This is a genomic window from Pseudomonas purpurea, assembly GCF_039908635.1.
GTDB lineage: Bacteria > Pseudomonadota > Gammaproteobacteria > Pseudomonadales > Pseudomonadaceae > Aquipseudomonas > Aquipseudomonas purpurea.
Genome location: NZ_CP150918.1, coordinates 5,466,577 through 5,484,305, shown reverse-complemented (window position 1 = coordinate 5,484,305; position 17,729 = coordinate 5,466,577). Strand labels below are relative to the sequence as shown.

At 60.5% G+C, this 17,729-nt stretch carries 23 protein-coding genes and 1 pseudogene; 9 read left to right on the top strand and 15 right to left on the bottom strand.

Annotated features, from left to right (window positions below; genetic code table 11):
• Positions 1-103 precede the first annotated feature (103 nt).
• Positions 104-298: a hypothetical protein gene (locus AABM54_RS24775; RefSeq protein WP_347902530.1), complete on the bottom strand. Its 195-nt coding sequence runs from the start codon at positions 296-298 to the stop codon at positions 104-106.
• On the opposite strand from AABM54_RS24775, the gene ftsY reads away from it, so the two are divergent.
• The 4 genes from ftsY (at position 297) to rpoH (ending at position 4,525) form a co-directional block, all read left to right on the top strand.
• Positions 297-1,871, top strand: a complete 1,575-nt coding sequence (gene ftsY / locus AABM54_RS24770; protein ID WP_347902529.1) for a signal recognition particle-docking protein FtsY — start codon at positions 297-299, stop codon at positions 1,869-1,871. The genes AABM54_RS24775 and ftsY overlap by 2 nt on opposite strands.
• Positions 1,868-2,539 (top strand): cell division ATP-binding protein FtsE, encoded by a 672-nt coding sequence (ftsE, locus tag AABM54_RS24765; protein WP_017341290.1) that lies wholly within the window; start codon positions 1,868-1,870, stop codon positions 2,537-2,539. The genes ftsY and ftsE overlap by 4 nt, the downstream gene beginning before the upstream one ends.
• The gene (gene ftsX / locus AABM54_RS24760) at positions 2,536-3,558 is read left to right on the top strand and encodes a permease-like cell division protein FtsX (protein WP_347902528.1); all 1,023 of its coding nucleotides are present in this window, start codon (positions 2,536-2,538) and stop codon (positions 3,556-3,558) included. The genes ftsE and ftsX overlap by 4 nt, the downstream gene beginning before the upstream one ends.
• Positions 3,559-3,670: 112 nt before the next feature.
• Positions 3,671-4,525: an RNA polymerase sigma factor RpoH gene (gene rpoH, locus AABM54_RS24755; protein ID WP_003176698.1), complete on the top strand. Its 855-nt coding sequence runs from the start codon at positions 3,671-3,673 to the stop codon at positions 4,523-4,525.
• Positions 4,526-4,611: 86 nt separating this feature from the next.
• Here the strand turns inward: rpoH and AABM54_RS24750 are convergent.
• Positions 4,612-4,701 (bottom strand): annotated as a pseudogene (locus AABM54_RS24750) (metal ABC transporter ATP-binding protein); the annotation flags it as partial.
• 34 nt (positions 4,702-4,735) lie between these two features.
• A complete protein-coding gene (mtgA, locus tag AABM54_RS24745; RefSeq protein WP_347902527.1) occupies positions 4,736-5,458 on the bottom strand; it encodes a monofunctional biosynthetic peptidoglycan transglycosylase in 723 nt (240 codons plus the stop codon).
• A gap of 74 nt (positions 5,459-5,532) precedes the next feature.
• On the opposite strand from mtgA, the gene AABM54_RS24740 reads away from it, so the two are divergent.
• The 4 genes from AABM54_RS24740 to trmB all read left to right on the top strand — a co-directional run bounded on the left by AABM54_RS24740 (position 5,533) and on the right by trmB (position 7,811).
• Positions 5,533-5,913 (top strand): DUF423 domain-containing protein, encoded by a 381-nt coding sequence (locus AABM54_RS24740; protein ID WP_347902526.1) that lies wholly within the window; start codon positions 5,533-5,535, stop codon positions 5,911-5,913.
• 95 nt (positions 5,914-6,008) lie between these two features.
• Positions 6,009-6,209: a sulfur carrier protein ThiS gene (thiS, locus tag AABM54_RS24735; protein ID WP_008026157.1), complete on the top strand. Its 201-nt coding sequence runs from the start codon at positions 6,009-6,011 to the stop codon at positions 6,207-6,209.
• A gap of 72 nt (positions 6,210-6,281) precedes the next feature.
• Positions 6,282-7,076: a thiazole synthase gene (locus tag AABM54_RS24730; protein WP_017845016.1), complete on the top strand. Its 795-nt coding sequence runs from the start codon at positions 6,282-6,284 to the stop codon at positions 7,074-7,076.
• Positions 7,077-7,085: 9 nt separating this feature from the next.
• Positions 7,086-7,811: a tRNA (guanosine(46)-N7)-methyltransferase TrmB gene (trmB, locus tag AABM54_RS24725; RefSeq protein WP_347902525.1), complete on the top strand. Its 726-nt coding sequence runs from the start codon at positions 7,086-7,088 to the stop codon at positions 7,809-7,811.
• Positions 7,812-7,957: 146 nt separating this feature from the next.
• On the opposite strand, the gene AABM54_RS24720 is transcribed toward trmB, so the two are convergent.
• The 11 genes from AABM54_RS24720 to AABM54_RS24670 form a co-directional block, all read right to left on the bottom strand.
• Complete coding sequence (locus AABM54_RS24720; RefSeq protein ID WP_347902524.1) at positions 7,958-8,506, bottom strand: RNA 2'-phosphotransferase; 549 nt, start codon at positions 8,504-8,506, stop codon at positions 7,958-7,960.
• Between the two features lie 211 nt (positions 8,507-8,717).
• Positions 8,718-9,041: a DUF3392 domain-containing protein gene (locus tag AABM54_RS24715; protein ID WP_347902523.1), complete on the bottom strand. Its 324-nt coding sequence runs from the start codon at positions 9,039-9,041 to the stop codon at positions 8,718-8,720.
• A 9-nt stretch (positions 9,042-9,050) separates the two neighbouring features.
• Positions 9,051-10,253, bottom strand: a complete 1,203-nt coding sequence (gene hemW, locus AABM54_RS24710) for a radical SAM family heme chaperone HemW (protein WP_347902522.1) — start codon at positions 10,251-10,253, stop codon at positions 9,051-9,053.
• Complete coding sequence (gene rdgB, locus AABM54_RS24705; RefSeq protein WP_347902521.1) at positions 10,250-10,846, bottom strand: RdgB/HAM1 family non-canonical purine NTP pyrophosphatase; 597 nt, start codon at positions 10,844-10,846, stop codon at positions 10,250-10,252. The genes hemW and rdgB overlap by 4 nt, the downstream gene beginning before the upstream one ends.
• Positions 10,843-11,277 (bottom strand): DUF4426 domain-containing protein, encoded by a 435-nt coding sequence (locus tag AABM54_RS24700; protein ID WP_347902520.1) that lies wholly within the window; start codon positions 11,275-11,277, stop codon positions 10,843-10,845. The genes rdgB and AABM54_RS24700 overlap by 4 nt, the downstream gene beginning before the upstream one ends.
• A gap of 26 nt (positions 11,278-11,303) precedes the next feature.
• Positions 11,304-11,924: a methionine biosynthesis protein MetW gene (metW, locus tag AABM54_RS24695; RefSeq protein ID WP_347902519.1), complete on the bottom strand. Its 621-nt coding sequence runs from the start codon at positions 11,922-11,924 to the stop codon at positions 11,304-11,306.
• 7 nt (positions 11,925-11,931) lie between these two features.
• Positions 11,932-13,071, bottom strand: coding sequence for a homoserine O-acetyltransferase (locus AABM54_RS24690; RefSeq protein WP_347902518.1), 1,140 nt, complete (start codon positions 13,069-13,071; stop codon positions 11,932-11,934).
• Between the two features lie 180 nt (positions 13,072-13,251).
• A complete protein-coding gene (locus AABM54_RS24685) occupies positions 13,252-13,548 on the bottom strand; it encodes a DUF167 domain-containing protein (RefSeq protein ID WP_347902517.1) in 297 nt (98 codons plus the stop codon).
• Positions 13,549-13,563: 15 nt separating this feature from the next.
• On the bottom strand, positions 13,564-14,154 hold the full coding sequence (locus AABM54_RS24680; protein ID WP_347902516.1) for a YggT family protein: 591 nt from the start codon (positions 14,152-14,154) through the stop codon (positions 13,564-13,566).
• A 10-nt stretch (positions 14,155-14,164) separates the two neighbouring features.
• Positions 14,165-14,983 (bottom strand): pyrroline-5-carboxylate reductase, encoded by an 819-nt coding sequence (proC, locus tag AABM54_RS24675; RefSeq protein WP_347902515.1) that lies wholly within the window; start codon positions 14,981-14,983, stop codon positions 14,165-14,167.
• Between the two features lie 49 nt (positions 14,984-15,032).
• Positions 15,033-15,719, bottom strand: coding sequence for a YggS family pyridoxal phosphate-dependent enzyme (locus AABM54_RS24670; protein ID WP_347902514.1), 687 nt, complete (start codon positions 15,717-15,719; stop codon positions 15,033-15,035).
• Positions 15,720-15,916: 197 nt separating this feature from the next.
• On the opposite strand from AABM54_RS24670, the gene AABM54_RS24665 reads away from it, so the two are divergent.
• On the top strand, positions 15,917-16,951 hold the full coding sequence (locus AABM54_RS24665; protein WP_347902513.1) for a type IV pilus twitching motility protein PilT: 1,035 nt from the start codon (positions 15,917-15,919) through the stop codon (positions 16,949-16,951).
• A gap of 143 nt (positions 16,952-17,094) precedes the next feature.
• Here AABM54_RS24665 and AABM54_RS24660 read toward each other — a convergent pair whose 3' ends face one another.
• Positions 17,095-17,715, bottom strand: a complete 621-nt coding sequence (locus AABM54_RS24660) for a C40 family peptidase (RefSeq protein WP_347902512.1) — start codon at positions 17,713-17,715, stop codon at positions 17,095-17,097.
• Positions 17,716-17,729: the final 14 nt, after the last annotated feature.

Sequence of the window (17,729 nt, the reverse complement as noted above, 5' to 3'; positions counted from 1 at the left end):
TGAGGAGGTGCTAGGATAACGATCCGTTTTACTGGCGGCCACGCCTATCCGGCTTTTATGCCTGATCAGGTTGTATGGGTTCCCGGCGGAAAGCCTCGGTTTATCAGCTAAACTCCGCTTTTTCGCCGATTTTGCCAGTCCAGTCCTTCGTGAAATCGATCTTTGAGGTGCCGCTGAGCGCTTCGACAAAATATTGCGCGTGAACAAGCTGGGTTAATCGCAGTCTGTTCTGCATCGAATACTTATCTGCCGAGGCGCCGGATTGGCGCGTCGCTACCGTGAGATAGCCGTCCTCCATGTTTGGTTCCAACGACGACAAGAAGACCCCAGCTGCGGCTGGCGAGAAAAAAAGCCTGTTCGGATGGCTGCGCAAAAAACCGCAGGAACCCGTCGTTGAACAGCCACAGCCGATGCCCGAGCCAGCTCCGGAGCCGATCGTCGAAGCGGCGGCCATCGACGCTGCGCCCGCAGCCCCAGTACCGACACCGATTGTGCTGCCGATTGCCGAGCCGGTAGTGCAACCCGTTGTTGAACCAGAGCCAGAGCCAGAAGTTGTGCCAGTGGCGCCGCACGCCGAGCACAAGCTGTGGCTGACATTGCCCGTGGCGGAAGAACCGGTGGCGCTGGTTGCAGACGAGTTGACCCCGCATATTGTCCCGCCGATCCCGGCGCCGACCGATACGCAGCAAGCCGTGGAGCTGCTGGTGGTCGAGACGCATCCAGTGGTTGAGCCGGTTGTGGCCGAACCCGATGTGCCAGAGCAGGTGATTGCGGCATTCGTGGCACCCGAACCGGTTCGTGTGCCTGAAGCCGCACCGGTTGCGGTCGCAGCCCCCGTTGCGCCAATCGTTCCGGTTGCTCCGGTTGCTCCGGTTGCTCCGGTTGCTCCGGTTGCCGAGGCTGCGGTCGTCGCTGAGCCGGCTCAAACCGAAGACAATAAAGTCGGTTTCTTCGCCCGCCTCAAACAAGGCCTGTCCAAGACCAGCGCCAGCATTGGCGAAGGCATGGCCAGCCTGTTCCTGGGCAAAAAGCTGATCGATGACGAACTGCTCGAAGACATTGAAACCCGTTTGCTGACCGCCGACGTGGGCGTTGAAGCCACTTCGGTGATCATCCAGAACCTGACCCAGAAGGTTGCGCGCAAGCAATTGGCCGACGCCGATGCGTTGTACAAATCCTTGCAGGCCGAGTTGGCAGGCATGCTCAAACCCGTCGAGCAGCCGCTGAAAATCACCTCGCAGAACAAGCCGTTCGTGATTCTGGTGGTGGGCGTCAACGGCGCTGGCAAAACCACCACCATTGGCAAACTGGCCAAGAAGCTGCAACTCGAAGGCAAGAAAGTCATGCTCGCGGCGGGTGACACCTTCCGTGCAGCGGCAGTCGAGCAATTGCAGGTCTGGGGCGAGCGCAACAATATTGCCGTGATCGCCCAGCACACCGGGGCCGACTCGGCCTCGGTGATTTTCGACGCCGTGCAGGCCGCCAAGGCGCGCAATATCGACGTGCTGATCGCCGACACCGCAGGGCGCCTGCACACCAAAGACAACCTGATGGAAGAACTGAAAAAGGTTCGCCGGGTGATCGGCAAGCTTGACGCTGACGCACCTCACGAAGTGTTGCTGGTGCTCGATGCCGGTACTGGCCAGAACGCCATCAACCAGGCCAAGCAATTCAACCAGACGGTCGAACTGACCGGCCTGGCCCTGACCAAGCTCGACGGTACGGCCAAAGGCGGGGTTATCTTCGCCCTGGCCAAGCAGTTTGGCCTGCCGATCCGCTACATCGGGGTCGGTGAAGGCATCGATGACTTGCGTACCTTTGAAGCAGAACCCTTTGTCCAGGCATTGTTTGCCGAGCGGGAGCGTTCATGATTCGTTTCGAACAGGTCGGTAAACGCTATCCGAACGGTCACGTCGGCTTGCATGAGCTGAGCTTTCGAGTCCGTCGGGGCGAGTTCTTGTTTGTCACCGGCCATTCCGGTGCCGGTAAAAGTACCTTGCTGCGCCTGCTGCTGGCCATGGAACGCCCGACCACCGGCAAGCTGCTGCTGGCCGGACAGGACCTGGGCACCATCAGCAACGCGCAGATTCCGTTCTTGCGTCGGCAGATTGGCGTGGTGTTTCAAAACCATCAGTTGCTGTTCGACCGCACGGTGTTCAACAACGTCGCCTTGCCGTTGCAGATCCTTGGCCTGTCCAAGGCTGAAATCGCCAAGCGCGTGGATTCGGCGCTGGAGCGTGTTGCGCTCTCGGACAAGACCGACCTGTATCCGGGTGACCTGTCCACTGGTCAGCAACAACGTGTCGGTATCGCTCGTGCCATCGTTCACCGCCCGGCCTTGCTGCTGGCGGATGAACCGACCGGTAACCTCGACCCGCGCCTGGCGGCGGAAATCATGGGCGTGTTTGAAGACATCAACCGTCTGGGTACCAGCGTATTGATCGCCAGTCACGACCTGGCGTTGATCGCGCGCATGCGCCACCGCATGCTGACCTTGCAGCGTGGCCGATTGATCGGCGACGGGGAGGCTGGGGTATGAGCGCAACACGCAGCCCGAAAGTGGCCGAACGCGTGGCCCCCAAGGCCTCCGATCCGCAGCCGCCGAAGAAAAAACGCGACGAAGACGACGGTCCTGACTTCGGCACTTTGCTGCGGGCGTGGATTGAAAGCCACCGCGCCAGCCTGGTCGACAGCCTGCGACGCCTGGGCAAGCAGCCCATCGGCAGCTTCTTTACCTGCCTGGTGATGGCGGTTGCCCTGAGCCTGCCGATGGGGTTGTCGCTGCTGCTCAACAACGTCGAACGCCTGGGCGGTTCCTGGCAGCGCGCGGCGCAGATTTCGCTGTACCTGCAAATTGACGCCAGCGGCAATGACGGCGAGCAATTGCGCGATCAGATCAAGGCGTTGCCGGGTGTGAGCGATGCCGAGTACATCAGTCGCGAACAGGCGCTGGAAGAGTTCCAGCAACAGTCTGGCCTGGGCGAGGCGCTCAAGGAGTTGCCGCACAATCCGCTGCCGGGCGTGGTGTTGGTGACCCCGAACGAAGTCGACAAAGCGACTCTGGAAGCATTAAGACAAAGACTTTCCGAGTTGCCGAAGGTACAGCAGGCTCAACTTGATCTAGTCTGGGTCGAGCGTTTGGCGGCGATCCTCAAGCTGGGCGAGCGGTTTGTCTTCGGTCTGACCGTGCTTCTGGTTTCTGCATTACTTTTGGTGATAGGCAATACCATTCGTCTTCATATTGAAAACCGCCGCACCGAGATAGAAGTGATTAAACTCGTCGGCGGCACGGACAGCTATGTGCGTAGGCCTTTTCTGTACATGGGCGCGCTTTATGGCTTCGGTGCAGGGATTCTTTCGTGGGGTGTATTGGCGTTCGGGCTGAACTGGCTGAACGACGCGGTGGTCGGGCTGGCCGGTTTGTATGGCAGTGATTTTGCCTTGGCGGGCGTACCGGTTGCCGATGGTCTGTCACTCTTGCTAGGCGCGGTGCTGTTAGGGTATATCGGTGCTTGGATTGCGGTAGCACGCCACTTGAGAGAGCTTGCGCCGAAGTAGTGTCTTTTTGCTTGTATGACCTTTCAGCGTGTAGGGGAACTTGTTTTTCGGTTCCCGGTCAATTTTCGCAGTGCTGAACTGCACGAGTTATGTGAGTCGGAGGTTTTTTCGTATGACCACTTCTTTGCAACCTGCTTATGCTCTGGTCCCAGGCGCGAACCTGGAGGCTTATGTGCACACGGTGAACAGCATTCCTTTGCTGACACCGGAGCAGGAGCGTGAACTGGCCGAGAGTCTCTACTATGAGCAGGATTTGGGGGCGGCTCGGCAGATGGTGCTCGCCCACCTGCGTTTTGTTGTACATATTGCCCGCAGCTATTCCGGCTACGGCCTGGCCCAGGCTGACCTGATCCAGGAAGGCAACGTCGGCCTGATGAAGGCGGTCAAGCGTTTCAACCCGGAAATGGGCGTGCGTCTGGTGTCCTTTGCGGTGCACTGGATCAAGGCTGAAATCCACGAATTCATCCTGCGCAACTGGCGCATCGTGAAAGTCGCGACCACCAAGGCCCAGCGCAAGCTGTTCTTCAACCTGCGCAGCCAGAAAAAACGCCTGGCGTGGCTGAACAACGAAGAAGTCCATCGCGTGGCTGAAAGCCTCGGTGTAGAGCCGCGGGAAGTGCGCGAGATGGAAAGTCGCCTGACGGGCCATGACATGGCCTTCGACCCGGCCGCCGAAGCGGACGACGACAGTGCTTTCCAGTCGCCCGCCAACTATCTGGAAGACCACCGGTACGACCCGGCCCGTCAACTGGAAGATGCCGACTGGAGCGACAACTCGAACCACAACCTGCACGAAGCGCTGGAAGTGCTGGACGACCGCAGCCGTGACATCCTCTACCAGCGCTGGCTGGCAGAAGAAAAAGCCACGCTGCACGACCTGGCGCAGAAGTACAACGTGTCGGCCGAGCGGATTCGTCAGCTTGAGAAGAGCGCGATGAACAAGCTCAAACTGTCGATCGCCGCTTAACCGCCGCGCAAGGCAAACAAAAACGCCCCGATCATGGATCGGGGCGTTTTTGTGTGTGCCCGATAATCCGGCCTCACACCGTCCTCCTGTGGGAGCGGGCTTGCTCGCGATGACGGTTGATCATTCAACATTGGTATCGACTGACCCGACGCTTTCGCGAGCAAGCTCGCTCCCACAAGGGATCTTCAGTGTTCAGAAAATTGTGATCGACTATTGAGCCCAGGGCGAGCGGCGCGAATCATCCAGCCCGAGCAGGTAACTGCTGCCCCCCAACTGACTCATCTGCTGCCGGATCCAGCCTGCCCGCCGCAACACATACGGGCTTGGATGGCTGGCGCTCCAGACGCGAGGGTTGGGCAGCACCGCGGCCAGCAGGCTGGCTTGCTGGCGGCTCAGCGAGCGGGCGCCGATGCCGAAGTGATGCCGGGCAGCCGCTTCGGCGCCGAACACGCCTTCATCCCACTCCACGCTGTTGAGGTACACCTCAAGAATCCGTTGCTTGGGCCAGAAGACTTCGATCAGCCCGGTAAACCAGGCTTCCAGCCCCTTGCGCAGCCAACTGCGGCCGGACCACAGGAACAGGTTCTTGGACACTTGCTGGCTCAGGGTGCTGGCGCCGCGAATCGAGCCGCCACGCCCGTTGTGGGCCAGGGCAGCCTGAATCGCGTCGAAATCAAACCCCCAGTGCTCAGGGAATTTCTGGTCTTCGCCGGCCATGACAGCGACTTTCAGGTCGTCGGAGATGTTTTCCCACGGCTGCCAGCTACGTTGCAGGTCGATAGGTTCGCCATCGAACCAGGATTCGATCTTGCGCTCGACCATCAGCGTGGTTCCCGGTGGCGGGACAAAGCGAAACACCAACACCAGCAGCACGCTGCCGCCCGCGAACCAGAGCAGGGCTTTTGTGAAACGGCGGAAAAATAAACGCAGCATAGAGATGGCTTGGCCGAACCCGTCGAGCGGGCCATTATACAGACCCTGCTCAATGATTCTGACTGGAGTTCTCCATGCTGCGTGGCTTCCTGATGCTGGCCGCCTTCTTCGGTTTTACCGGCGTCGCCCTGGGGGCATTTGCCGCCCACGGCCTGAAAAACCGCCTGAGCGCCGATTACCTGGCGATTTTTCATACCGGCGTCACCTATCAACTGGTGCACACCCTGGCGCTGCTGGGCGTGGCGCTGTTGGCCGCGCAGGTTCCGGGGCGTTTGATTACCTGGGCTGGCGCCTCGTTTGCCATCGGTATTGTGCTGTTCTCTGGCAGCTTGTACCTGCTGACCCTCACGGGTGTCAGCAGGCTGGGCATCGTCACGCCGCTCGGCGGTTTGGCCTTCCTGGCGGGCTGGTTCTGCCTGGGGCTGGCGGCGTGGCGGTTGCAGTCGGCGAATTGATCTGACCGACAGGTCCATTTCAAGACGAATGGCTTGGGTCGGCCTGACTGATCGGGCTAGAATGCTGGCCCCTAAAAATGATGGCGGCATCCGGCATGCGCATTCAGTTGAACGGCGAATCCCTTGAACTGCCCGACGGTGAAACCGTTGCGGCCCTGCTGACCCGCCTGGAACTGACCGGACGCCGGGTGGCGGTCGAACTCAATCTGGATATCGTCCCGCGCAGCCAGCACGCTGACACCACGCTGAACGACGGCGATTCGGTTGAAGTGGTGCACGCCATCGGCGGCGGCTAGTTAATAGCGCTCAGGCGATTCCCGCGCCCCACACGTATTCTGCAAGAACCTCACCCCAACAGAGGATTTCCCATGAGCATCGTTCGTAGCGACAAGCCTTTCGTCCTGGCCGGTCGTACTTACCAGTCGCGTTTGCTGGTAGGTACCGGCAAGTACCGCGACATGGAAGAAACCCGCCTGGCCATCGAAGCCTCGGGCGCCGAAATCGTGACCGTCGCCGTGCGCCGGACCAACATCGGCCAGAACCCGGGTGAGCCGAACCTGCTCGATATTCTGCCGCCGGATCGCTACACGATCCTGCCGAACACCGCCGGTTGCTATGACGCCATCGAAGCCGTGCGCACCTGCCGCCTGGCCCGTGAGCTGCTCGATGGTCACAACCTGGTGAAGCTGGAAGTGCTGGCCGACCAGAAAACCCTGTTTCCCAACGTGATCGAAACCCTCAAGGCCGCTGAAACGCTGGTCAAGGAAGGTTTCGACGTGATGGTGTACACCAGCGACGACCCGATCATTGCCCGTCAACTGGCGGAAATCGGCTGCATCGCGGTCATGCCGCTGGCCGGTCTGATCGGCACGGGCCTGGGGATCTGCAACCCGTACAACCTGCAGATCATCCTCGAAGAAGCCAAGATCCCCGTGCTGGTGGATGCCGGTGTCGGGACTGCCTCCGATGCCACTATCGCCATGGAACTGGGCTGCGAAGCGGTGCTGATGAACTCGGCCATCGCCAATGCGCAGCAGCCGATCATGATGGCTGAAGCCATGAAGCACGCCATTGTGGCAGGTCGTCTGGCGTACCTCGCCGGGCGCATGCCGAAAAAACTCTATGCCAGCGCGTCCTCGCCGCTGGATGGTCTGATCAAGTAAGAGCCATTGATGACTGAATCGAACGACACGCCAATCGCGCCTGAAGAAGGCGAAGAGCGCCAACACCGCCGCATCAAGAGTTTCGTGATGCGCGCCGGACGCATGACGGAAGGTCAGCAAAAGGGCCTGGAGCAGGGCACGCCGCTGTTCGTGCTGCCATTGGCCGACGCGCCGGTGGACTTCGACCAGGTGTTCGGCCGCTCGGCACCGCGCTCGCTGGAAATCGGTTTCGGCATGGGCCATTCGCTGCTGGAAATGGCCGCCGCTTCGCCGGATCAGGACTTCATCGGCGTTGAAGTGCACCGTCCAGGTGTCGGCGCGCTGCTCAACGGCGTGCTGACGCAAGGCCTGACCAACCTGCGGGTCTACGATTGCGACGCGATCGAAGTGCTCAACCGTTGCGTGGCCGACAACAGCCTCGATCGCCTGATGCTGTTTTTCCCGGACCCGTGGCACAAGAGTCGCCACCACAAGCGTCGTATCGTTCAGGCGTCGTTCGCTGAACTGGTGCGCAGCAAGTTGAAGGTCGGCGGTGTGCTGCACATGGCCACCGACTGGGAACCGTATGCCGAGTACATGCTGGAAGTGATGAACGTCGCGCCGGGCTACCGCAACCTCGCCGAAGACGGCAAGTGCGTACCACGCCCGACCGAACGTCCGATCACCAAGTTCGAACGCCGCGGCGAACGTCTTGGGCATGGCGTGTGGGATCTGAAGTTCGAAAAGCAGTCCTAAGCCATAACGCTATAAAAACTGTGGGAGCGAGCTTGCTCGCGAAGAGGGAGTGTCAGTCGACGTTAATGTTGCCTGATACGCCGCCTTCGCGAGCAAGCTCGCTCCCACAGTTGTTTTGTGCCGCTATTCTTCAAGTGCCTTGCTTCCTACAAGGGGCTGATAAATTTCACCGGCACCTGTTCTGTCAGCCACACGCCATTCTCGGCCTGATAGAACTTGAAGCCTTGCTCCAGCATCTGCAATGCAGCGACCTGCAAAATGACCACCGTCCCATAGCGCTGGCCCACGGCGCTGGCGGTTTCGACTTCCTGTGACAGGTGCACATGATGCCGTGAGCCCGGGATCAAACCTTTCTCATTGATCGACGCCATGAACCGCGTGGCGGTGCCGTGGTAGAGCGTCGCGGGTGGGCGCTTCTCTTCGAATTGCAGATCTACGGTCTTTGTCGAATGGCCCTGTACGGCCCGAATGCGTTGGGCGTCTTCGGAGATCGAAAAGCGTTTCTTGTCGCTGCTGTCGACGACGTGCTGGATCAATTCCCGATCCAGGGTTCTACCGTCGCGTGTTGCGCCGCTTATCAGCGCGTCGATATCCGCCCATCCGTCAGTATCCAGTTCCAGTCCAATGGCCTGCGGTTCGTGACGCAACACATAACTGAGAAATTTGCTGGTGTCGTCTAGCAGCTTTTTACTCATGATCTTCCTTGTTTCCAGGCAAAAAACCGCGACGAATGTTGCGGGCATGGCGTATGGGGTTTGAAGCTCGAAAAGCAGTCCTAAGCCTTAACGCAATACAAACTGTGGGAGCGAGCTTGCTCGCGATGAGGCCATAACATTCAACATCTCAGTTGACTGTCAGGCCGCTTTCGCGAGCAGGCTCGCTCCCACAGTTGTTTTCGGTTGTAGCTCAGCGGCGGTCGGCGACCACGCCAATCAATACCAGCACCACCAACAGCACCGGCGCCAGGCTGTAGTTGTTGAACTGGCTCAGGCCCTTGATGATCCATGGCGTGGCGTAGATCAGGGCGGCGCCGCTGCCGATTACACACAGCAGGGCCATCAACGGGACGCGCAACGCGCCGGCAATGTTGCCCAGGCGTTGCTCGACCCAGCCTTTGAAGTCCGCGCCAAAGAGCACCAGCAAACACCCCACCAATGCCAGCGCGATCTCCGACAGGTTGCTGCGGCTCCAGCGGGACACGGTGGCGAGCAGGTCGAGTACCAGATCCATTCGATTTCCTTATGTCAGAAAATTCTGTAGCAAGTCATTGAGAAACAGCTGTCCGCGCATCGTCGCCGCCAGACGTGACGGTTCGACCTGCAACAGGCCACTTTGTTCGGCCTCGCGACGGCCTTCGGCAAGGCTTTCCAGGGTCAGCCCGGTGCGCTCCGGATACAAGCGTGCCTCGACGCCTTCGGTCAGGCGCAGGGCGTTCATCAGGAACTCGAACGGCAGCTCATCGTTGGTCAGGGCTTTCGAGCCTGCCTGAAAGCTCTTGGCCGGGTTGAGGTAGTCCTTGGGCAGGCGAGTCTTCCAGGTGCGCACAATGCGCCCGTCCGGGTGGCTGAGCTTGCCGTGGGCGCCCGCGCCGATACCGATGAAGTCGCCAAAGCTCCAGTAGTTGAGGTTGTGTCGCGCCGCACGACCGGGCTGGGCATACGCCGAGACTTCATACTGGGCGTAACCGTGTTCGGCCAGCAGCGCTTGCCCGGCCTCCTGAATGTCCCACAGGGTGTCGTCCTCGGGCAGGGTCGGCGGCTGATTCCAGAACACCGTGTTCGGCTCCAGCGTCAGCTGATACCAGGACAGGTGGGTCGGCTTCAGGGCGATGGCCTGGCGCAGGTCGGCGAGGGCATCGTCCAGGGACTGATCGGGCAAACCGTGCATCAGGTCCAGGTTGAAGTTGTCGAACCCGGCCTGACGGGCCATGCCGGCGGCGCGAATCGCTTCGTCGCCGTTATGAATCCGGCCCAGGGCCTTGAGCTTCTCTTGCTGGAAGCTCTGGATGCCGATCGACAGGCGATTGATACCCAGGGCGCGATAAGCGACGAATTTTTCCTGCTCGAAGGTTCCCGGGTTGGCTTCCAGGGTGATTTCGATGTCGCGGGCAAACGGGATGCGTTGCTCCACGCCTTTAAGCAAACGGCCCAGCGCCTGGGCGCTGAACAGGCTCGGCGTGCCGCCACCGAAGAAGATAGAGCTCAGCTCGCGGCCGTACACCGCGTGCAGGTCCTGATCAAGGTCGGCCAGCAACGCGTCGACGTATTCTTCTTCCGGCAGCACTACGCTTGCGGTGTGGGAGTTGAAATCGCAATACGGACATTTGCGTACGCACCACGGGATGTGGATGTACAGCGCCAGCGGCGGCAAGACCGGCAAGGCCGCCCGAGGCGTTTGCGCGCCGCCGATAATCAGCGGCAGCGCGGAAGGATCATGGGTCATTTCAGGCCCAGACGCTGGCGCAGCAAATCCATTGCACGGGCGCGGTGGCTGAGCTGGTTCTTCTCGGCCGGGGTCAGTTCGGCGCTGGAGCAGTCGCGCTCCGGCACCCAGAACAGTGGATCGTAGCCAAAGCCGTGTGCACCGCTGGCCTGGGTCAGGATGCGCCCGTGCCACAGGCCTTCACACAGAATGGGTAGCGGATCATCAGCGTGACGCACCAGCGCCAGCACGCAGACGAACTGCGCGCCGCGTTCGGCTTGCGGCACGTCTTTCAAGGCGTCCAGCAGTTTGGCGTTGTTCGCCGCATCGCCCTGGCCGTCGGCATAACGTGCCGAGTAGATGCCCGGCGCACCGCCGAGGAAGTCCACGGCCAGCCCCGAATCGTCGGCCAGCGCCGGCAAGCCGGAAATGCGCGAGGCGTTGCGGGCCTTGAGGATGGCGTTTTCGACGAACGACAGGCCGGTTTCTTCCGGCTCTACGCTGCTGAACTCGCCAATCGAGCGCAGGTGCACCGATTCGCCGAGCATGGCCTGGAGTTCTTTGAGTTTGCCGGCGTTATGGCTGGCCAATACGAGTTGCGTGAAGTTGATCATTCGCCGGGGAACAGCTCTTGGTTGAAGTTGATGGTGTTGATTTTGTCACCAGTCTGCACCTTGATCTCGAAGGTGCGGGTTTCCTGCTGGTCGACCGGGTATTGCGCCAGGTAGTAGATCGCGCCTTGTTCGGTGACCTGTTTGAAGTTCAGCGTCACGCTTTTGCTGGTCAGGTCTTTCACGGTGCCGGTGACGCTGGCAACCATCGGTTGGCCGGCCTTGATCACTGAGACGTTGATCACGCCCTGGTTCTTGCTGCGGATCAATTCGGCGGCTTTGGCGATGTCCGGTTGAATGAACGTCGAGTTGAAGGTGTTGTAGTGCACCGTCACATCGCCAAAGGTTTCCTGGCGATCGCTCTTGATGGCTTCAGCCGCCATGGCGCTGACGCTCAGGCAGGCGGTTAACAGAAGCAGGGCTAGACGACCCATGATCGTTCTCCTTGAAATAGTGTGGGTTACACCGCGACCTTATGGTCCGCAAGGCCGGGGCTGCTCACGCGGTAAATGCCAATCTCACCTAACAGATTAGGCCATAGCTTACTGGCCCACCCGTGTCGGTGTTGTTGATCGACGGCAAGCCGATCGATGACCTTGGCTTCACGTTCGCGGCACAGCGCCTCAAAGTCTTCGAAAGTGCAGAAGTGGATGTTCGGCGTGTTGTACCAGGTGTACGGCAGAAACTCCGACACCGGCATCCGGCCCTTGCTGGCCAGGTACCAGCGGCAGCGCCAGTGGCCGAAATTGGGGAAGGTGATGATGCACTGGCGACCGACCCGCAGCATCTCGTCGAGGAGCTTGTCCGGGTAATGCACGGCTTGCAGGGCCTGGGTCATGACCACGATGTCGAAACTGTTGCTGGCGAAGTTGCCCAGGCCCTTGTCCAGGTCCTGTTCGATGACGTTGATGCCTTTGGCCACGCATTCGGCGATGTTGTCGGCGTCGTTTTCCAGGCCATAGCCGGTGACTTGCTTGTTGTCGCGCAGCCAGGTCAGCAGCTCGCCATCACCGCAACCGAGGTCGAGCACACGGCTACCGGCGGGGATCCATTCCTGGATGATTTCCAGATCAGCTCTCATGGCTTTCTCACAGCGTAATTCGGTTCATGTAATTGCTGAACGCTTGCAGGTAGCGCGGGATCGGAATCAGGAAGGCGTCGTGGCCTTGCGGAGCGTCGATCTCCAGGTAGCAAACGTCCTTGCGGGCCGCCATCAGTGCGTCTACCAATTCCCGCGAACGGGCTGGGGAGAAGCGCCAGTCGGTGGTAAAGGACATCACGCAGAACTTGGCCTGGCTGCCGGCGAAGGTTTTCGCCAGGTTATCGTCGAAGTTCGCTGCCGGATCGAAGTAATCCAGCGCTTTGGTCATCAGCAGGTAGGTGTTGGCGTCGAAGCGCCCCGAGAATTCCTCACCTTGATAACGCAGGTAGCTTTCCACCTGGAACTCGACGCTGTGGAAGTCGTAGTTGAGCTTTTCGCTCTTGAGGCCACGGCCGAATTTCTCGCCCATGGAGTCGTCCGACAGGTAGGTGATGTGCCCGACCATGCGCGCCAGCATCAGCCCGCGCTTGGGGATCACGCCTTGTTCCTGGAACGAGCCGCCATGGAACTCCGGGTCGGTGAGGATCGCCTGGCGGGCCACTTCGTTGAAAGCGATGTTCTGCGCCGACAACTTGGGCGCCGAGGCGATGGCCACGCAGTGACGGATACGCTCGGGGTAGCTGATGCTCCATTGCATCGCCTGCATGCCGCCCAGGCTGCCACCGATGACGGCGGCCCATTGGCTGATGCCGATGTGGTCCGCCAGGCGCGCCTGGCTGTGGACCCAGTCTTCCACGGTCAGCACCGGGAAGTCGGCGCCGAACGGCTTGCCGGTGTCCGGGTTGATGCTGCTCGGGCCGGTAGAACCGTTGCAGCCGCCGAGGTTGTTCAGGCTGACCACAAAGAACCTGCGGGTGTCGATGGGTTTGCCGGGGCCGATGCAACTGTCCCACCAACCGGGTTTGCGGTCTTCGACGCTGTGGTAACCGGCGGCGTGGTGATGACCGGACAAGGCGTGGCAGATCAGCACGGCGTTGCTCGCCGTGGCGTTCAGCGTGCCGTAGGTTTCATAGATCAGGTCGTAGGCAGGCAAGGAACGGCCGCAGGCCAAAGCCAGGGGTTCGCTGAAGTGCGCCACTTGGGGCGTCACCAGACCAACAGAATCGGCGGGAAAGGCAGTTGGCATCGACCCTGCTCTCGTTGAAATGAGGCGTAAGTCTAAAGACCGCTGTGGTTAGCGGCAAGCAATGGCCGGGCTCATTTCATTCAGTTGGACCGAGGTGCGGCATTCGCGAGCAAGCCCGCTCCCACATTGGAATGTATTCCCGTGTGGGAGCGGGCTTGCTCGCGAAGAACGATGGCGTGGTCAGCCAGGCTGTCGCACTAACTCGGGCAACTCCGGCAACTTCTTCGGCGAACAAATCCGCACCCGCTTCTGCCGGTTCAGCTCGCCGCTGATCAGGCTCACCTGGCTTTTGGACACGCCAAACGCCTTGGCCAGAAACGCCATCAGGTAGGCGTTGGCCTTGCCTTCGACCGGTGGGGCGGTGAGGCGGATTTTCAGGCGGTCACCGTGCAGCCCGCAGAAATCATCGCTGCGGGCCGCCGGTTGCAGATGACATTCGAGGATCAGGTCCTCGCCGTCCCAGCGGTAATAGCTCATTCACAAAGGCCGGGGTCAGATCAGCAGGCGCAGGATTTCCGGCATCATGCTCATGGCGGCGAGGTTGTTGATCACCAGCATATCCAGCAGCTTGAGCACCATGAACGCCAGGATCGGCGAGATATCCAGGCCGCCCATGCTTGGCAGGAGTTTGCGGAACGGCGCCAGGGCCGGCTCGCAGATCTGGTTCACCAGCTCGGCGCCGGGGTTATGGCTGCCCGGTGCGACCCACGAGAGGATCACGCTGATGATCAGGGCGAAGAAGAAGATCTTCAGGAACAACGCGGTCACGCCGATGAGCGACCAGACCAGCAGTTGCAGCGGGTTGCCGGTGGTGCCGTAAGTCAGCAGCAGGGTCAGGGCCATCAGTGCCAGTTGCACAAGGATCGCCAGCATCAGCGAAGACATGTCCAGCCCGAACATGCTCGGAATGACCCGGCGCAGTGGCTTGAGCAGCGGTTGAGTGGCGCGCACGGCGAACTGGCAGAGCGGGTTGTAGAAGTTGGCGCGTACCAGTTGCAGTACGAAACGCAGCAGCACGATCAGCAGGTACAGGCTGCCGAGGGTTTGCAGCACGTACACCGCTGCAGTGTTCAATCCAATCATGAATGGCTCCTTATTGACCCAGTTGTTCGGCCATTTCGGCCGAGCGGTGTGCCGCGGCACCCAATGCTTTTTCGACCAGGGCTTCGAAACCCCCAGTCTGGAATGATTTGATCGCCGCTTCCGTGGTGCCTGCTGGCGAGGTCACGCGACGGCGCAGCTCCGCGGCGTCGACATCGCTGGCGACCGCCATGTGGGCAGCGCCCAGCGCGGTTTGCAGGGTCAGTTGGGCGGCGATGTCTCGCGGCAGGCCGAGTTTTTCGCCCGCCGCCGTCATGGCTTCGATCAACAGGAAGAAATACGCCGGACCGCTGCCAGACACGGCAGTGACCGCGTCCAGTTGTTGTTCTTCGTTCAGCCACAGGGCAATGCCGACGGCCGACAGCAGTTCTTGCGCTTGCTGGCGTTGCTCGGCGGTGACCAGTGCGGTGGCGAACAAGCCGCTCACGCCTTGGCGCAGCAAGGCCGGGGTGTTGGGCATGCAGCGCACGACAGGTTGCTCGCCGAGCCAGTTGTTCAGGCTGGCGCAGGTGATCCCGGCCGCAATCGACACCACCAGTTGATGGGGCGCAAGGCTTGGGCGAAGGGCTTCACACACGGCTTTCATCGCCTGGGGCTTGACCGCCAGAACCACTACGTCGGCACCCTGAATGGCTTCGGCGTTGTCGGCGAACACGTCGATGCCGTGTTCGGCGTTCACCCGTGCGCGGGTTTCAGCGCCCGGATCGCTGGCGCGGATCTGCGCGGCGTCCAGACCTTTGGCGCGCAGGCCGCCGATCAGGCTGGCGGCCATGTTGCCGGCACCGATAAAGGCAATACGAGTCTTGCTCATGACAGGTCCTTATAGAGAGGGGTGTGAGCCATTGTTCAAGGCTGGCCGGCTATTGATGACCAAGGGCGCGGGTGCCAAACAGGGCCGTGCCGATGCGCACCCAGGTGGCGCCCATGGCGATGGCCGACTCAAGGTCATGGCTCATGCCCATGGAAAGTGTGTCGAGCGGCAGGTTCAGGCTGGCTTGCAGTGCCTGCACCGCGCCAAAGGCTGCATCCTGAGCGGCGCGATCTTCCGTTGGCTCGGGAATGGCCATCAACCCGCGCAGTTTCAAGCGCGGCAATGCACTGATGGCGTTGGCCAGGGCCGGCAGGTCTGCCGGCGTACACCCGGATTTGCTCGCTTCGCCGCTGACATTGACCTGGATGCAGATGTTCAGTGGCGGCAGGTCCGCCGGGCGTTGTTCGGACAGGCGTTGTGCGATTTTCAAGCGATCCACGGAGTGCACCCAAGCGAAGTTCTCGGCGATAGCGCGCGTCTTGTTCGATTGAATGGGGCCGATGAAGTGCCAACTCAAGGGCAGGTCGGCCAATTCGAGCTGTTTGCCCAGGGCCTCTTGCAGGTAATTCTCGCCAAAGTCGCGGAGGCCGGCGGCGAAGGCTTCGCGGACGGCTGCGGCGGGTTTGGTCTTGCTCACGGCCAGCAGCCGGACGCTGTCTGATTCGCGGTGCGCGGCTTGTTCCGCAGCGCGGATGCGTGCGCTAACCAGAGCTATGTTGTCTGCTATCGTGGACATTCAATCCCGCCTTAAAAAGTGCCTACGCTCGATCATGCTGCGTTAAAAGTCGACTCAGAATGCTCATTGACTAACGTCAACTGCGCGTCTTCGCCAACTTTTGCCTTGCCTGATCATCGCTCGGCGACTTTTCAGGCCGGGATTCTGGCCGCCGGCAGTCTGAGGTTCGCGGCATTCTACTGGAATTGGGGAGCGCTATGGATATCACTGAACTGCTGGCGTTCAGCGCCAAACAAGGGGCGTCGGACTTGCACCTGTCGGCCGGGTTGCCACCGATGATCCGCGTTGACGGCGATGTGCGGCGGATCAACCTGCCGGCGCTGGACGGCAAGCAGGTGCATGACTTGATCTACGCCATCATGAACGACAAGCAGCGGGTAGAGTTCGAGCAGTCCCTGGAACTCGACTTCTCCTTTGAAGTGCCGGGTGTGGGGCGTTTTCGAGTGAACGCCTTCAACCAGAATCGTGGCCCTGGCGCGGCGTTCCGGACCATTCCTTCGAAGGTCCTGAGCATGGATGACCTGGGCATGGGCGATGTGTTTCGCCGTATTACCGAGTCGCCCCGTGGCCTGGTGCTGGTCACCGGCCCGACCGGTTCCGGCAAGTCGACAACCCTGGCGGCGATGATCGATTACCTGAACAACCATCGACATCACCACATTCTCACCATCGAAGACCCCATCGAGTTCCTTCACGAACCGCGCAAATGCCTGATCAACCAGCGCGAGGTCCACCGCGACACTCGCAGTTTTTCCACGGCGCTGCGTTCTGCGCTGCGTGAGGACCCGGACGTGATTCTGGTGGGGGAGATGCGCGACCTGGAAACCATCCGCCTCGCGCTGACCGCAGCCGAGACCGGGCACCTGGTGTTTGGCACCCTGCACACCACGTCGGCGGCGAAAACCATCGACCGGGTGGTGGATGTGTTTCCGGGTGAAGAAAAGTCGATGGTCCGTTCCATGCTGTCGGAGTCGTTGCAGGCGGTGATTTCCCAGGCCCTGATCAAGAAAATTGGCGGCGGCCGGGTGGCGGCCCACGAGATCATGTTGGGAACCTCGGCAATCCGTAACCTGATCCGCGAAGACAAAGTGGCGCAGATGTACTCGTCGATTCAGACCGGAGGATCGCTGGGGATGCAGACACTGGATATGTGTTTGAAGGACCTTGTGACCAAGGGTTTGATCAGTCGCGAGCATGCGCGGGAGAAGGCGCGCACGCCGGATAATTTCTGAGGTTGGAATGCGAACCTGTGGCGAGGGAGCTTGCTCCCGCTGGGCTGCGAAGCGGCCCCAAAAAACTGCGAGCGCTGCGCACTCGAACGGGAGCAAGCTCCCTCGCCACAAGTGCCCGCCCTCAGAAGGTGGGAGCTTTCAAATCAGCGCTGAACAACCCGCATCTGGTTTGGCTCTTTAGGCAGAACCCGTTTGGCAACCACGTAGTGGCTTTCCCAGTACGGTTTCTTGAGCGTATCAATGCTGACGGCTTTGCCACGACGCGGTGCATGGATGAAGCGGTCGTTGCCCAGGTAGATGGCAACGTGATTGACCTTACGGCTCTTGATGTTGAAGAAGATCAGGTCGCCCGGCTTCAGGTCCTTGCGCTCGACTTTTTGCCCGTGGCCGCTGGCCATGGCATTCGAGGTGCGCGGCAGGTCGAAGGTCGCGTCATTGAAGGCGTACTTCACCAGCCCGCTGCAATCGAAACCCTTGCTTGGGCTGCTGCCGCCCCAGCGGTACGGCGTGCCCAGCACGTTGACTGCACGGCTCAGGACGTTGCTGCTTTGCTTGGTCGCCATCGGCGGCACCAGCGCACTGTTGGCCTTGCTCAGGTGAGTCGGGCCTTTTACCGCTTGTTTGTTTTTGCTGGTGACAGCAGAAACATGGGATTTGGGGGTGTAACCATTAACGTTCGGAAGACGTTGCTCACGATTGGTGGCGTGGGCGGCCAGTGGCATTAATAGGCAAATGGTTAGCCATGTCTTGAAAAATGGACGCATTAGGCAAGGCTCTA